Annotated in this window: 12 protein-coding genes; 7 read left to right on the forward strand and 5 right to left on the reverse strand. The window is 49.6% G+C overall.

Features of this window, described 5'->3' with window-relative positions; all coding sequences use genetic code 11:
• Window positions 1-5: 5 nt before the first annotated feature.
• On the reverse strand, window positions 6-3,137 hold the full coding sequence (locus AC1XTG_RS11655; protein WP_484842123.1) for a SusC/RagA family TonB-linked outer membrane protein: 3,132 nt from the start codon (window positions 3,135-3,137) through the stop codon (window positions 6-8).
• 300 nt (window positions 3,138-3,437) lie between these two features.
• Here AC1XTG_RS11655 and AC1XTG_RS11660 point away from each other — a divergent pair, with 300 nt between their 5' ends.
• Both AC1XTG_RS11660 and AC1XTG_RS11665 read left to right on the forward strand, forming a co-directional pair.
• Window positions 3,438-4,004 carry a Crp/Fnr family transcriptional regulator gene (locus tag AC1XTG_RS11660; RefSeq protein ID WP_484842124.1) on the forward strand — a complete coding sequence of 189 codons (567 nt, stop codon included), beginning with the start codon at window positions 3,438-3,440 and terminating at the stop codon, window positions 4,002-4,004.
• A gap of 63 nt (window positions 4,005-4,067) precedes the next feature.
• Window positions 4,068-4,565, forward strand: coding sequence for a DoxX family protein (locus AC1XTG_RS11665; protein ID WP_056283471.1), 498 nt, complete (start codon window positions 4,068-4,070; stop codon window positions 4,563-4,565).
• Here AC1XTG_RS11665 and AC1XTG_RS11670 read toward each other — a convergent pair.
• The 3 genes from AC1XTG_RS11670 to AC1XTG_RS11680 all read right to left on the reverse strand — a co-directional run bounded on the left by AC1XTG_RS11670 (window position 4,539) and on the right by AC1XTG_RS11680 (window position 7,336).
• Window positions 4,539-5,453, reverse strand: a complete 915-nt coding sequence (locus AC1XTG_RS11670; protein WP_056282234.1) for an AEC family transporter — start codon at window positions 5,451-5,453, stop codon at window positions 4,539-4,541. The two genes, AC1XTG_RS11665 and AC1XTG_RS11670, sit on opposite strands and share 27 nt — an antisense overlap.
• Window positions 5,437-6,957, reverse strand: a complete 1,521-nt coding sequence (locus tag AC1XTG_RS11675) for an FAD/NAD(P)-binding protein (protein WP_484842125.1) — start codon at window positions 6,955-6,957, stop codon at window positions 5,437-5,439. The genes AC1XTG_RS11670 and AC1XTG_RS11675 overlap by 17 nt, the downstream gene beginning before the upstream one ends.
• Before the next feature lie 115 nt (window positions 6,958-7,072).
• The gene (locus AC1XTG_RS11680) at window positions 7,073-7,336 is read right to left on the reverse strand and encodes a hypothetical protein (protein WP_056282228.1); all 264 of its coding nucleotides are present in this window, start codon (window positions 7,334-7,336) and stop codon (window positions 7,073-7,075) included.
• Between the two features lie 165 nt (window positions 7,337-7,501).
• Between AC1XTG_RS11680 and AC1XTG_RS11685 the strand changes: the two genes are divergently transcribed.
• Entirely contained in the window at window positions 7,502-8,392 is an 891-nt protein-coding gene (locus AC1XTG_RS11685) for a dienelactone hydrolase family protein (RefSeq protein ID WP_056282225.1), read from the forward strand.
• Between the two features lie 38 nt (window positions 8,393-8,430).
• On the opposite strand, the gene AC1XTG_RS11690 is transcribed toward AC1XTG_RS11685, so the two are convergent.
• Window positions 8,431-8,685: a hypothetical protein gene (locus tag AC1XTG_RS11690; protein WP_056282221.1), complete on the reverse strand. Its 255-nt coding sequence runs from the start codon at window positions 8,683-8,685 to the stop codon at window positions 8,431-8,433.
• A 278-nt stretch (window positions 8,686-8,963) separates the two neighbouring features.
• On the opposite strand from AC1XTG_RS11690, the gene AC1XTG_RS11695 reads away from it, so the two are divergent.
• From AC1XTG_RS11695 to AC1XTG_RS11710, 4 genes are all read left to right on the forward strand, one after another.
• Entirely contained in the window at window positions 8,964-11,378 is a 2,415-nt protein-coding gene (locus AC1XTG_RS11695; RefSeq protein ID WP_484842126.1) for an ABC transporter permease, read from the forward strand.
• A 49-nt stretch (window positions 11,379-11,427) separates the two neighbouring features.
• Window positions 11,428-13,212 (forward strand): serine hydrolase domain-containing protein, encoded by a 1,785-nt coding sequence (locus AC1XTG_RS11700; RefSeq protein WP_484842127.1) that lies wholly within the window; start codon window positions 11,428-11,430, stop codon window positions 13,210-13,212.
• A gap of 93 nt (window positions 13,213-13,305) precedes the next feature.
• A complete protein-coding gene (locus AC1XTG_RS11705) occupies window positions 13,306-13,626 on the forward strand; it encodes a hypothetical protein (protein ID WP_484842128.1) in 321 nt (106 codons plus the stop codon).
• Window positions 13,623-14,279: an ATP-binding cassette domain-containing protein gene (locus tag AC1XTG_RS11710; protein WP_484842129.1), complete on the forward strand. Its 657-nt coding sequence runs from the start codon at window positions 13,623-13,625 to the stop codon at window positions 14,277-14,279. Before AC1XTG_RS11705 ends, AC1XTG_RS11710 begins: the two co-directional genes overlap by 4 nt.
• Window positions 14,280-14,288: the final 9 nt, after the last annotated feature.

Consider the following 14,288-nt stretch of genomic DNA (forward strand, 5'->3'; position numbering starts at 1 on the left):
CGCTGTTAGAATTTAACATTAATACCAAAGTTGTAGCTGCGTGTCACCGGGTAAGTAAGTCCCGCGCCAAACAACCCTTCGATTTTTTCAGGGTCAAAAGGCTTCACGAACGGATCAGCCCAGGTGAAGATGTTGTGCGCATTTCCATAAATCCGCACATCCTGGATCCCGATCTTTTTCAGCCAGCCGAGATTGAAAGTGTATCCCAGCTGCGCACTTTTGAACCGCAGGTAGGAAGCATCTTTCCGCCATGCCGAGCTCTCCGCGTACATTGCGCCTACATTGTAATTGAAGCGGGAAGCAGGCCAGGTGCCGGGGATCCATTGGTTGTCTTCCGACAAATGCCAGCGGTCGTAGAAGTACTCGGGTGTGTTGCCGCGGAATGCGAATACCTCTGCATACACTTCCCTGAAACGCACACTATATTTACCCGACCCCTGGAACAATGCAGTGAAATCAAAGCCTTTCCAGCCTGCGGTTAAGGTCACACCATAGTACATTTTAGGATCGCCACCGAAGAAAAGCGGCATTGCATCATTTCCGTCGATCACGCCATTTCCGTCCACGTCTTTGTATCTGAAATCACCAGGCAACTCGCGGGTATTGCCCAGGTCACCGTTCTGGATAGGCGCATAAATGACCTCGTCGGCATTCTGGAACTGACCTTCGAGCTGATACGCCCAAACCACGTCATTCCAGCGGTTGGCAGCGCCGTTGCGCCACCGGTCCATACTGCTCAGAAAATCGCCCCTTTCCACATAGCGGTTCATGGTGCGGGCGTAGTTGAAGTTGCCCGAAATGCCATATTTAAAATCGCGGATCTGTCCATTGTAGCTGGCTGAAAATTCAATCCCGCGCACCCGGTCGCTGTTCAGGTTTTCTTCCGGCAAAGTACCCCCGAATGTATTGGGAAGTGAAACATTGCGCCTGGCCAGCAAGCCTTTGCGGTCTCTCTGGTAAACATCAAATGTGAAATCGATTTTGTTGTCCCACAAACCTACATCGATACCTACATCCTGGATATTGGATTTGAACCAGGTCAGCTTTTCATTCACGATCGCCGGTGAAGCTGCGCCGGTGGTATAATTTCCATTGGTAAATTCATAACCTCCTCCGCCTGTAAGCGAAAATCCGGGTACATACTGGAATGGCGCGCCGGCATCAGCACCCACCAAACCGTACGATCCTCTCAGTTTCAGCATGGAAATGAATGGGATCTTTTTCATGAACTCCTCTTCCGTCACGCGCCAGCCCGCAGATACCACCGGGAACAATCCCCAGCGGCGGTCGGGGTGGTAGCGGTAAGAACCGTCGTAGCGGGCAGCTACTTCAAGCAGGTATTTTTCCTTGAAATCGTAATTCAACCGGCCTACGTACGACTGGCTTGCGTATTCGCTTTCTGAGCCGCTGGTAGTCTGGTTATTAAGCCCCGCCTGGTCAATCTGGTCGTTAGTGTAGAATGCATATTCGCGACCAAGCCCCGCCCAGCGGTTTTTTGATTCCTGCTGTTCGTACACGAGCGTGGCACCGAGGTTATGATTTTTGGCAATCACCGTATTGTAAAACAGCTGCCCCTGGAAAGTGACGCGGTTGTTATCAGAGAAATTGTTACCGATCCGCGACGGGTTCCGCTGCGCGTGGGGAATGTATTTGTCCAGCGTAGCGTCGTAAGTGTACAGATTATAGCTTTTCGAAACCGATTTGTTCCGGTAATTATTGCTATCGTAAGCCACCAAACCTTTTACCCGCAAACCCGGCACAAATGGCACCGTGTAAGTCAATGCAAATGTGGACTGGAAGAACTTGTTCACATCCTCGCTATATCCGGTAAGATCGCCATTTGCCAGTGCGACCGGGTTGTAGCCGCCACTCAAAAGGGAAGGGTATCTCGGGTTATTATTGGCGTAAGGCTTTTCGGTTGCGAGGGCAATGCGGGTACCTTTGTAAATGTTGAAAAAATTATCCCCCGGCTGGTCACGTTTATCAAACAAGCCCGACAGGATAATATCCGCTTTCAGGTTTTTGGTCAGATCAATGCCCACATTGGTGCGGAAAGTGTACTTTTTATAACCCATATCCTTGCTTTTCAGCAGGCCGTTTTCATTCTGAAAGCCGAAACTCGCAAAGTAGGTCGCCGCACCTTCGCCGCCCGAAGCCGAGATAAAATGCTGCTGCTGGCCGGCCGATTTGTTGAGCACTTCCTTGTACCAGTCGGTGCTCTCGTAACCCGGCGCGCCTGTCCTAAACTTCTCGATCTCTTCGGGAGAGTACACCGGATTTTCGCCCAGGTTCTTCGCCGCATCATTCCGCATTTCAGCCCATTGCAGCGCGTTTGTCATTGTTGGAACGTCAGTTGGGCTTTGCCTTCCGTACACTGCATTGTAGCTGAACTGCGGCTTGCCCTGCTTGCCTTTTTTAGTCGTCACAATCACTACCCCATTTCCGGCACGAATACCGAAAATCGCCGCAGAAGCATCTTTAAGCACCGAAATGCTTTCAATGTCGTCGGGATTGATCTTCTGGAATTCATAACCGCCGTCGCGCGCAACGCCGTCCACCACATACAGCGGCTCGCCAAAGCCACGGATATTGATATTGGTACTGAATGAGCCCGGCTCGCCCGAGTTCTGGCGGATCTGCACACCGGCTACTTTACCTTGCAAACTCTGCGCAAGGCTGGTATGTGTGGTGGTTTTGATCTGCTCGGTGACGATATTGGAAATGGCGCCGGTGAGTGTCTGCTTGCGCTGGGTACCATAACCAACCACGACCACTTCGTTCAGCTCGTCGGTGCTGAGCTCCATTTTGATGGTGAAGCTGGTTTGACTGCCCACCGTGACTTCCTGGCGCTTATAGCCCAGAAAGCTTACGATCAGAACTGAACCTGACCTGGGCACGGAGAACGAGAATTTTCCGTCTGCATCGGTGGTAGTACCCTTGGTTGTACCCTGCAAAACAATGCTCGCGCCAGGTATTCCCATATTTTTCTCGTCGCGGACATCTCCTGCTATCTGTACTTCGCTGCTTTGTGCTGCCGCAACAACCGGCAGTGCGAGGAGCAGACAAATGCATAAGTACCGGCGTATTCTCTGGAAATTCTGTAAAATTCCCCGTTTTAATAAAAGTTGATTTTCCATATTATCCGTTTAGTTCCAGTTTCATTTTTGACTGATCAACAGGTTTGCGCACAGTTGTACCGCCTGGGAAAGTGCGTCTCCGGGTTCTTTTCATTGTTAAAATATAAGGGTGATTGGTCGGCCTGACCTTGGGTCCAAAGAAAGGCGGGCGCTATTAAGAAATGGTTAATAAATCATTAACAGCCCCCGAAAAGCCATTAATTTTTTAATTATCTGTATAAAAAATAGACAAATTGAAAGAAAACGGCCATTAACCCGCTTCGCAGCTTATCTTTCATTTAAAAAAAGCTACCTACCCCAATGCAGGCGATCCGCAACTATTTTGAACAGATTACAACGCTCTCCGACTTGGAATGGGAGGCATTTTCCGCCGGATTAGTGAGACAGGAATTTGCAAAAAAGGAGTTGGTGCTGAAAGCAGGAAAGGTGGAGCATTACCTTTCGTTTATCGAGTCGGGGATTGTGCGGTTTTTTCTTGACAAAAATGAAGAAGAGCTCACATTTGACTTCGCGTTCGCGGGCGATTTTATGAGCGGGTACAGTTCGTTCATTACCCGGAAGCCGGCAGGTTTTCACATACAGGCCTTGACGAAAACAGTACTCTGGCGCATTAGTCACCCCGATTTACAGCAAGTTTATGAACGTACCAGCGCAGGTAACCGGATCGGGCGGTTTGCGGCTGAGCAGCTTTTTTTAAAGAAAACGGAACGCGAACTCGCATTCCTGACACAAACTGCGGAAGAGCGGTACCTGCATTTACTCGACAACCAGCCCAAGCTCATTCAGGAAATTCCGGGTAAGTACCTGGCTTCCTACATCGGTATCACCCCGCAGGCGCTCAGCCGCATCAGGAAACGCATTTCTTAACCCAGGTTCATTTCATCGCACTTCACAGCGGTGCAACTTTACGGAAACAAAACGTGGACCGATATGCCTGAGATAGTTCTGATCGTCGTATTTACAATTTCATTATTGATTTTGAGAAAAACCCGCGGGTACTATGATCCCTCACTCGCCGGGCAGATCGGGATGGCGGCGATGCTGATCGTGACCGGGCTCGCACATTTCGGATTTACAAAAGGAATGGAAATGATGCTGCCGGACTTTCTGCCATTCAAGCGGGAGCTCGTATGGATCACGGGCGTGCTGGAACTTGCCGCCGCAGCCGGACTGCTTTTACCAAAATTCACCAGGTTAACCGGCTGGCTGCTGATTGTGTTTTTTGTAATGATACTTCCGGCCAATATTTACGGCGCAATGCACCACATTAACCTGCAAACAGCCACTTACGACGGCAGCGGGCCGGGATACCTGTGGTTCAGGATGCCTTTGCAGCTGTTCTTTATCGCATGGGTTTACTTTTCTGCGATCCGGCCGCGTACGATCATGCAGCGGCGGCGCCTAGAAGAGGAACAGTACCGCAAGTGAAACAAGCACCAGCGACAGGATTGTCGACAGGAAAACAAGCAGCACAGATTGCGACTCGCCCGTTTTCAGGAAGGATGCAAACACGGTTACATTGGCGGCCACCGGAAACAGCGGTACCAGCGCCAGCATTTTATAATCTTTATCTTCCAGCTGGTTCAAGATCAGGTATTCTGCCAGGATCAATGCACCGACGATCAGAGCGGCCGCGACTGTTCTTAATGCAAAAAGTTTGGCGTAAAGCTTGCCTTTGAGCTCTTTGAAATCCACGTCAGCGAGCTGTAAACCGACGATGAGCATACCAGCAGATGACACGCAGAAGCTGATTACCTTAATGGGCGCTTTCATGAATTCGGGCGTTTCCACTTCCAGTACCTTGCAAATCATCGCTGCTACAAAAACGTACAGAAACGGAATTTGCAGTACTTTTTTGATCGCTTCTGATCGGGAAAGTTTGGTTTTCGCAACCTGAAAATACCCGATGGTATCCCCGTACAATGCGGAACCCAGGTAAATGCAGATCAATGTGCTCACATCCTTTTCGCCGAACAATGCAGTAATCGTAGGAATGCCGAAAAAGGCGATGTTGAAAAATGAAAAAGAGCTGCGCAACAACAGCGGCTCCATGTCATTTGCGAATTTCTTGTGGGCAAAATTCGCCACCGGGTTCATCGACAATGCGAGGATGAAAGTAATCACCGGCAGAATATAAAGCTTCTGCGCTTCCGCGTCCAGTACATTGAAAAACACGACAAGCGGGAGCAGTACCTTGATCAGCGGTCCGCTGATGTACTTGGCCTGTACATTGAATTTCTTCTTTACCCAGTATCCGATGGGGATAAATGCCATCACCGGGAGCAGCTCGCCGTAAAGTTTAAGCAGGATTTTCACTGACAATGGTTTTAAGAATGTGCTGGCTCAGACTGCCAATTGTACGTACATTGAACCATACCGCATTCACGTCGAGTAAAAGTCCGTTACAAAGGTGGCCGAGTACGTAAAAGTGAGGGACAGGCTTGCCGGAAGTAACTACCTGCATGGTTTGGGTATCCATCCGGATCCCGCCGACAGGTTCTGGCTCGATGAGCTTTCCTTCTGCCAGATTTTTCACAAGATCCGATTTCATTGCTTTCACTGCCGAAGCAGGGCCGGTTGCATTGATCAGGTACTTTGTAAAGTTCACCTGATCACCGAAACGCAATTCGAAACCTTCTTTTTCATCGATATATTTCACCTCTTCCAGATCCGACTCGACACTTAGCTGCTGGTTATCAAATAATTTACAAACCCGCTCCGCATTGACCAGCGGCATTCCGTGCCGGTTGGTTGCCCAGTAACCGCCGAGCCATTTTTTGAATTTGATCCGCTCGCTTTCGTCGAGCGCCTTCCACATTTCGGAGCTATCGTAACGCAGCGAATAGGGAATGTTCATCAATGCGTCGCCGCCTGCGCGGGCAGTTTGTATATCCTCCCGTAACAGTTCAGCGGCAGGTTTTTCGTCACGTTTGGTGGCTTTCCAGTCAATTTTTCCACCTGTATAACTTTCGGCTTCTTTCATGAAAAGCCTGAAAACCTCAACAACAGTCGGGTTGCGCAGCTTTTCTCTTTGAATGCGGTGGAGATTTTTGATGGTGAGGTATTTCCGCTGGTAAGGTTCCGGTTTTTCAACCTGGACCCGCGGCAGCAAACCGTCGAGCGAGTAAAAAGTGATTTTACCCTGGTGCTCATTGTCGGCTAGCGTCATCAGTGCATCTATGGCGCTCAGGCTTGAACCCAAAATGCCTACATCTGCATCTCTGGGCACATTTTCGAGAATGTCTGACGAAGGCCAGGGCGATCCGAAATAGTTTTTCTTGCCTTCTAGATGCGGATAATTGTTAGCCACGGGGGTACCCGGCGCCAGCACCAGGTAATTGCATGCATGTGTTTGCTGATTGGAGAGGAAGACGTTAAAGCCATTTTCTTCCTTTTTGACGTTCGTGGCACTTGCATGTACCACTTCCGCCTGCATTCCTTCTTCTTTGGCTAATGAAAAGTAATGCTCAAACTGCTCTTTCAGGTAGTCGCCGTAGAGGCGGCGGGTTGTAAAAGCTTCGTCCTGCCCTTGGTTGTCAACAATCTCCTCCCCGATCCGTTCCTGGTGCCTGATCAGCCACTCGCTGAAATGTTCAGGTTCGGTCAGGTGGATACCCATCAGGTCCGCCTGGGTATTGAGAATGTGGCCGGGCTGTTTGGTGCCAAAAGCCAGCCCCTTCCCAACTTCCTCATTCTCTTCGATGATTGTGATCCCAACTTTCCGGTGAAGGTTCGCGATCCTGAGTTGGAGAAAAAGCTCAGTAAAAGCAGAAATTCCGCACGCTCCTCCTCCGATGATTGTAATATTTACTGAACTCATTTTTAACGTTTGCTTTCGACACACACCGAAACCAACTTTCCGGCTCAGGCGTGTACTAAAACAATCGTGCTATACAACCATGTAAAATGAGACAGGTATTCGTAAAAAGCTTTGATTATCCGAGCCAACCTGCCTGACTAGCGAGGAATACGAGCTCGGCTACGACGATCAGCGCAGTAATGCCGATGATAACATACGTGATCTTGCTTCTGGCGGTGAGCGGCGCTCTGGGTTCCGCTTCTCTCATTTTAGTCGCGCTTACTTTCTGTGCCACCGCGGGCGCAGCAACCGGCCTTCTCATCAGCGGGGCGTCAGTGCCCAGTTTCGCTTTATGAAGTTCAAACAACTCCCTCCGTTTCTCTTCTAGATTTGAATTCATGGATGAATGCATTTTTGCCACATAAATTATCCGTTTTGTGCCAAAAACGCTAGTAATCGGTCGAAATTATTTTGTTACCGGTAATAAGTTCGGGTGAAGCATACATAAGCAGGGATATCGGGTCAAATCTATATATTTACATATCACATCAACCCAAAATGATATATGTCAGAAATCAGGAAAGAAGATATCAAACAGGAAGTGTTTGACCTCTACGACGACTACGCGCACAACCGGGTGGAAAGGCGGGATTTTATGCAAAAACTGTCTGCTTACGCGGTTGGCGGGATTACAGTAGCTTCGTTGATGAGCTTTCTTATGCCCGATTACCACGGCGCGATCCAGGTACATGCAGGCGATCCAAGGCTGAAATCCGACTATATCACGTATGATTCTCCAAAAGGCGGCGGCAAGATCAAAGCTTTGCTTTCCAAACCGGCTGATGCGAAAGGAAAGCTGGGCGGAGTGATTGTTGTTCACGAAAACCGCGGCCTGAACCCGCACATCGAGGATGTGGGCAGGCGGGCCGCACTGGCGGGCTTTCTTTCCGTCGCTCCCGACGCACTTACCCCGCTTGGCGGCTATCCCGGTAATGACGACGAAGGCCGCACCATGCAAAGCAAGCGCGACAGGAATGAAATGCAGGAGGATTTCATCGGTGCATTTGACTACCTCAAAAATCATCCTGACTGCAATGGGAAAATCGGCGTGGTCGGATTTTGTTTCGGCGGCGGCATTGCCAATATGATGGCAGTACGCGTGCCTGAACTGGCAGCTGCTGTACCATTTTACGGAGGTCAGCCTGCGACGGAAGATGTGCCGAAAATTAAAGCGCCGCTGCTACTCCACTATGCCGGGCTCGATACCCGCGTGAATGAAGGCTGGCCTGCCTATCAGGCTGCATTAACCGCCAACAACAAGGAATATGAAGCCTACATCTATCCCGAGGTAAACCACGGTTTTCACAACGATACCACGCCGCGGTACGACAAAGCAGCTGCTGAGCTTGCCTGGAAACGCACGATTGATTTTTTCAATGCGAAGCTAAAATCATAATAAATGAGAGCACAATGCAGTGTATTGTGCTCTCCCGTTTACATTTCGGCGATCATTGCTTTGTACTTCTCCACCTGGCTTTCAAAATTGCGGATACCGGTTTCATAAATGAATTTGAGCGATTCCAGATCGTCCACGTCTTTTTCATAAGCTTCACTCGCTTCCGATTCCCTGTCCAGTTCGGCCAGCAGCTTTTGCAGCTTTTTCAATGATCCTGTATTTTCTTCTGCCCGGTACTGGTACCATTCGAGCATTTTCATATAGCTTTTTTTCAAACTGTCTTTCTTTTTCATAAATGCAGTCTTGCAGGGATTACTGGTAAATACCTTTTTGATGTTGCGTACAGTCCTGTGCGTCTCAAACATTGTGCCGCTGCAAAAATCTGTTTCTGCAAACGCTGGGATGCTGTCCGAAAACGTTGGATAAAGTGTCCGAATACGAACATGAATGCATTGAAAAACAGACTGACCAGCTGATTATCAACATGGCACTATATTTATCTTACAAGTAGTGACATAGTACAAAGAGCCTTAAAAAACCTGATCCCGGCTACCCTATCCGATTTCCCTACATGCTTAAAAACTACTTTAAAATCGCATTCAGAGGTTTTTACAAAAACAAGGGTTACACCCTAATCAACCTGTCGGGACTCACACTTGGTATGGGCGTGGCCATGCTGATTTTTGTATGGGTATGGGACGAGTGGAATTTCAATAAAGCCGCTGAAAACCACCGGCAGGTAGCAAGGTTAATGGCGCACCGCACTCAAAACGGAGAAATCGTCAGCTCGCCCAATATGCCGTTTCCGCTCGCTGCTACATTAAGGGAGGATTTCGCTGGGGATTTTGAGCACGTTGCTGTTTCGTGGGATACGGAAGACTACAACCTGATGTCAGGAGAGCACAAATTCCGGAAAAAGGGCCGGTTCTTGGAACCTGAAGGGGCCAAAATCCTGTCGCTGCAAATGCTCAGCGGCAGTGATGCCGCATTGAAAGGCCCTACAAACCTGCTGCTGTCGGAATCTGCTGCTGTTTCGATTTTCGGCACGAAGGAGGCGAATGGACGGATCCTGACCATTGACAACGAGCTGAAAGGGATTGTAGCAGGTGTATACAAGGATTTTCCGTCCAATTCAGACTACTATAACCTGGCGTTCATCGCTCCATGGAAGCTCTTCACCTCAGCTAAAAGCCGGCGGTGGGTGGATGAAATAAAGGATAATTGGGAGGTAAATACATTCGAAATCCTGGTGCAAACCCGGAAAAGCACCACGATAGCAGCCGCCTCGGAAAAGATAAAGAACATACCTTCCCAACACCTGAAAAATAAAGCCGGGTCGGCCGCATCACTCATTTCATTGCATCCGATGGACAGGTGGCATTTGTATGCTGACTGGGAAAATGGTGTTAATACAGGCGGACAGATCTACTATGTCAAACTCTTCACCGGCATTGCAATTTTCATTCTCCTATTGGCTTGCATCAATTTCATGAACCTGAGCACAGCCCGGTCCGCGCAACGTGCGAGGGAAGTTGGTGTGCGCAAAGCTGTCGGTTCCATGCGCGCACAGCTTGTTTTTCAGTTTATCTGTGAATCGTCTCTTATGGTTGCGTTTTCGTTTGCGGCCGCTCTGCTCGTTGTGCAGGTCTCTTTGCCTCAGTTCAATGCGATCACGGACAAGCACATTGATTTTTTTGGCCAGAACGGACCTTTTCAAAATCCCTATTTCCTTTGGATCGCCATTGCCTTCTGTGCGGCGGTGAGCCTCGCGGCGGGCGGGTATCCGGCATTGTACCTCTCTTCTTTTAAGCCGGTGAACATCTTGAAATCTAGCGCGGGTAACTCCGGCAGGTTTGCCTCGGTACCGCGGAAGGTGCTGGTTGTACTGCAATTTACCATTTCCGTTTCCCTTATTATCGGTACCGTAGGTGTATTCCGCCAGGTTCAGTTTGGGCAAAACAGGGATACCGGCTATGATCAGAAGGGTTTGCTGAATGTGAAGATACCGCGCGGCAATGCGCAGCTGGAAGCATTGAAAAACGATCTGCTGCAATCAGGGGTGGTATCATCTGTGGCGCAATCTTCCGGTCCTGTTACGGATGTACTTTCCAATGCCCGCGGGTTTTCCTGGAAAGGCAAAGCGGGAACTGACGAGGATCAATTTGCAGTGATAGCAGCCTCGCACAGCTATGGGAAGACTGTCGGCTGGAAGGTGATGCAGGGAAGGGATTTTTCAAAAGATTTCATCGCCGATTCTTCTGCAATCATCATCAACCAGTCTGCCGCCAAATACATGGGACTTACTGACCCTGTGGGAACGACGGTGCGCTGGAAAGACGGGACTTTCGTAGACGCTGAATACCACATTGTGGGCGTTGTGCAGGATATGGTAATGCAGTCGCCCTACGAACCTGTGAAGCGGACGATTTACTTCATGACTTACGCACCTAATTACCTGTTTGTCAAGCTGAATAAAGATGTCGAGACAGCCACTGCGCTCACCAAAATCCGCCCGCTGTTTGACAGGCACATACCCGGCGCCGTGTTCGATTTCCAGTTTGCCGAAATGCAATACGGATCAAAGTTCAGTGCCGAAAACCGCATCGGGCAGCTTACTTTTATTTTTGCTGCTGTTGCGATCTGTATATCCTGTCTGGGCTTGTTCGGGCTGGCAGCTTTCACTGCCGAACAAAGGCGGGGCGAGATTGGCATCCGGAAGGTTCTGGGTGCATCCATCGCGGGTATCTGGGCCATGATCGCACGGGATTTTGTATACCTTACATTGGTCGCCATTTGCATTGCCGCGCCCGTCAGCTACTACTTTCTTGTTCAAATGTTATCAAAATATCCTTACCGCTCAGAAATGTCGTGGTGGATATTTGCGGGCCCGGGGCTGGCTGCACTTTTACTCACGATTGCGACCGTAAGTTTCCAGGCATTGAAAGCTGCTTTGGAAAACCCGGTAAAGGCACTCCGCGCAGACTAGGAGATTTCGCCTGTTTACTTTAATCATTTACACGAAACCATTACCCAGAATGAAATATACATTCCTCCTGCTGGCGGCCATTACTTTGCAAAGCCAGGTGGCAAATTCAGCGTCAGAAATTGGTGTAAGTAATCAGGTCAAATCAGAAATCAAGGCAGACAGCCTGGACATTTTCATTGAGTCAATTATGAAAAAGCGGCAGGTACCGGGGCTCTCGCTGGCTGTTATTCAGGATGGTAAAATAGTGAAGGCCAAAGGTTACGGGTTTACAGATAAAACGGGCAAGGTACCAGTGACGGAATCGACTTTGTTTCTAGCCGGCTCAATCAGCAAATCCGTCTCGGCAGCAGGCGCATTGTTTTTGGTGGAAAAAGGCAAACTGTCGCTTGACGAAGATGTTAACAACAAACTCAAAACCTGGAAAGTACCTGAAAATGAATTTTTAAAAGACAAGAAAGTTACATTACGCGGCTTACTCAGCCACACTACCGGATTGACCGTCAGCGGATTTCCGGGGTATCCGGCAGCCGGATCTATCCCGTCTGTTGTACAGATACTTGATGGGACCCCACCGGCTAACACCGGCCCTGTGCGCGTCGACTTTGTTCCCGGCAGCCAATGGCGCTATTCCGGTGGCGGGTACACGGTAATGCAGCAAATGATCATCGATGTCACCGGTAAATCCTTCCCCGCGTTTATGCAGGAAACGGTGCTGGCTCCCATCAACATGCGCGAAAGTACTTTTGCACAGCCGCTGCCCGCGGACAAGGCCAGGCTGACCGCTACTGCTCACACGAGCGACAGGGCGATGGTAGAAGGCCGCTGGCATATTTACCCCGAAATGGCAGCCGCAGGATTGTGGACCACACCGTCGGACCTGGCTCGTTTCGCAATCAGTATTCAAAATGGTCTTGCGGGAAAAGCCGGTTCAGTACTCTCTCAATCCATGATCAAGCAAATGCTCACCGACCAGAAAAACAATGACGGACTCGGCGTGTTTGTGGAAGGCACTGGGAAAAACCTCCGCTTTGGACACGGAGGGCGTGACGAAGGATTTGACGCTTTGATGACAGCTGGCGCAGAGACCGGACAGGGCGTGGTGATCATGATTAATGCCAATGATAATTCAAGAATGGTGGGCCAGGTGTTGAATGCAGTTGCCGCGCATTACCATTGGGAAGGCTTTCCGGTGAGCAAACCCATTCAACGGATTGCAGCCAGTGTCACTCCGTCGCAAACCGCGGCTTTTGAAGGAAGGTATGAGCTGGATAACAACAGAATGATCGCCTTCCAATTTGAAAACAACCGCCTTTATTCATTAACCGACAACCTGCCGGACGAGGAATTTGTGCCACTCTCGCCAACCCAATTCGCCTCCACCGACCGTGATGCGATCGTCATTTTTACGCCCGATGCAAATGGTAAGGTAACCGACTTTATGTGGAAAACAGGAAATGACCAACGCAAAGTCCCGCGGATCGGACCATTATTTTCAAACCCGAAAACCATCTCCGACCCGAACCCGGGCCGCACGAAGCAGATAGAAGTTGCGCTGAATGCAATGGGCAAAGGCGGGAAAATGGTGGAAGAGACGCCGGGTATAGCGGACGGAACCCGCCGCTCTTTCACACAGGGAACCCGCGACCTGCTTGGAATGAAATCCATCCAGCTTGTACATTCTGAAAATGTACAGGGTCGCGGCATTCAGCGGCACGGCAGTGATGTGAGTGAAGTTGTTACTTACCGGCTTTTCGCCGATAAACCAGACCAGTTTGTACTTGTCCATTTAACGGCAGCGGGCCTGGTCACGGACTGCGATGTTGTGCGAAAGTAAATGCGCTTTTCAGAAGCTGGTCGACCAGGTTAAAAGTTGTTAAATTTTCCCGCTGCTGATTGAAGCACGCTATCTTCCCCCCAAAAAAAGGGAATGCGAAAGCTTCAAGTTGTGTCTGTTTTTTACAGAAGTATCTGGCCGGTAACCACAGCCACTTCCCTGCTGATGTGGGGCATTGCGGGTTTTCCATCTTTAACATCTGAGGTGTTCCCCACGTTTATCCTTGCTTTCCTCTGGTTGCGGAGCGCATGCCAGGTGCTGATATGGTACCTGTTCCGTTCCTCAAACAGGAAAGGCTTTGTTTTTTACCACCATTTCGGACTGTCGGAGGTAAAGCTGGCTTTGCTGGCCTACCTGCTCGATCTTGTCGTATTCGCATTATGGATCATTTTAGCGACCATCATTTTCGGATGAATATGCTCGAAGCCGACAGTATCCTGCTGGAATATGGCCGCAGGAAAATTCTTCAGAACATTTACCTGAAAATAGAGAAGGGAAATATTGTGGGCCTGCTGGGGCGGAATGGAAGCGGGAAATCGAGTTTGCTGGAAGTGATTTACGGAACCAGGGCAGCTCAAAACTGCTCTGTAAGGATTAACAAGAAATACGTCAGCAAACTTTACCAGCAACCCAATGCGGCTGCGTACCTGCCTCAGCGGCAGTTTGTCCCCGGGTACCTCAAAGTTTCGGAAGCATTGCGGCTTTACGAAGTCCCCGTTTCGGAAGCGGGTGCGTACTTCCCTGAGCTGCAAAGAATGTTGCCGCAGCGGCTGAATCAGCTATCAGGAGGCGAGCAGCGTTTGATCGAGACCATCATGGTTATCTCTTTTCCGGCTGAGTTTATCATGCTGGATGAACCGTTTTCGAATCTGATGCCACTGCATGTCGAGCGGATCAAGGCGTGGCTTTTGGCGTTGAAAGCCACCAAAGGCATTCTTATCTCAGATCATTATTACCGGGATGTACTGGCATTGTCGGACCAGGTATATCTGCTCAACAACGGCGGACGGACTATTCTCTTGCAGGAACCTTTGCAGCAGCTGCGCGATTTCGGATATATTTATTAGACAGCTTCT

Source organism: Dyadobacter sp. HNCC25DJ183, assembly GCF_056895175.1.

Excerpts from the sequence above, each read along its gene's own strand:
- AC1XTG_RS11675 (WP_484842125.1), bottom strand. The coding sequence starts at position 6,957 with ATGAGTTCAGTAAATATTACAATCATCGGAGGAGGAGCGTGCGGAATT.
- AC1XTG_RS11660 (WP_484842124.1), top strand. The coding sequence starts at position 3,438 with ATGCAGGCGATCCGCAACTATTTTGAACAGATTACAACGCTCTCCGAC.
- AC1XTG_RS11700 (WP_484842127.1), top strand. The coding sequence starts at position 11,428 with ATGAAATATACATTCCTCCTGCTGGCGGCCATTACTTTGCAAAGCCAG.
- AC1XTG_RS11655 (WP_484842123.1), bottom strand. The coding sequence starts at position 3,137 with ATGGAAAATCAACTTTTATTAAAACGGGGAATTTTACAGAATTTCCAG.
- AC1XTG_RS11665 (WP_056283471.1), top strand. The coding sequence starts at position 4,068 with ATGCCTGAGATAGTTCTGATCGTCGTATTTACAATTTCATTATTGATT.
- AC1XTG_RS11680 (WP_056282228.1), bottom strand. The coding sequence starts at position 7,336 with ATGAATTCAAATCTAGAAGAGAAACGGAGGGAGTTGTTTGAACTTCAT.
- AC1XTG_RS11710 (WP_484842129.1), top strand. The coding sequence starts at position 13,623 with ATGAATATGCTCGAAGCCGACAGTATCCTGCTGGAATATGGCCGCAGG.
- AC1XTG_RS11690 (WP_056282221.1), bottom strand. The coding sequence starts at position 8,685 with ATGAAAAAGAAAGACAGTTTGAAAAAAAGCTATATGAAAATGCTCGAA.
- AC1XTG_RS11695 (WP_484842126.1), top strand. The coding sequence starts at position 8,964 with ATGCTTAAAAACTACTTTAAAATCGCATTCAGAGGTTTTTACAAAAAC.
- AC1XTG_RS11705 (WP_484842128.1), top strand. The coding sequence starts at position 13,306 with ATGCGAAAGCTTCAAGTTGTGTCTGTTTTTTACAGAAGTATCTGGCCG.
- AC1XTG_RS11685 (WP_056282225.1), top strand. The coding sequence starts at position 7,502 with ATGTCAGAAATCAGGAAAGAAGATATCAAACAGGAAGTGTTTGACCTC.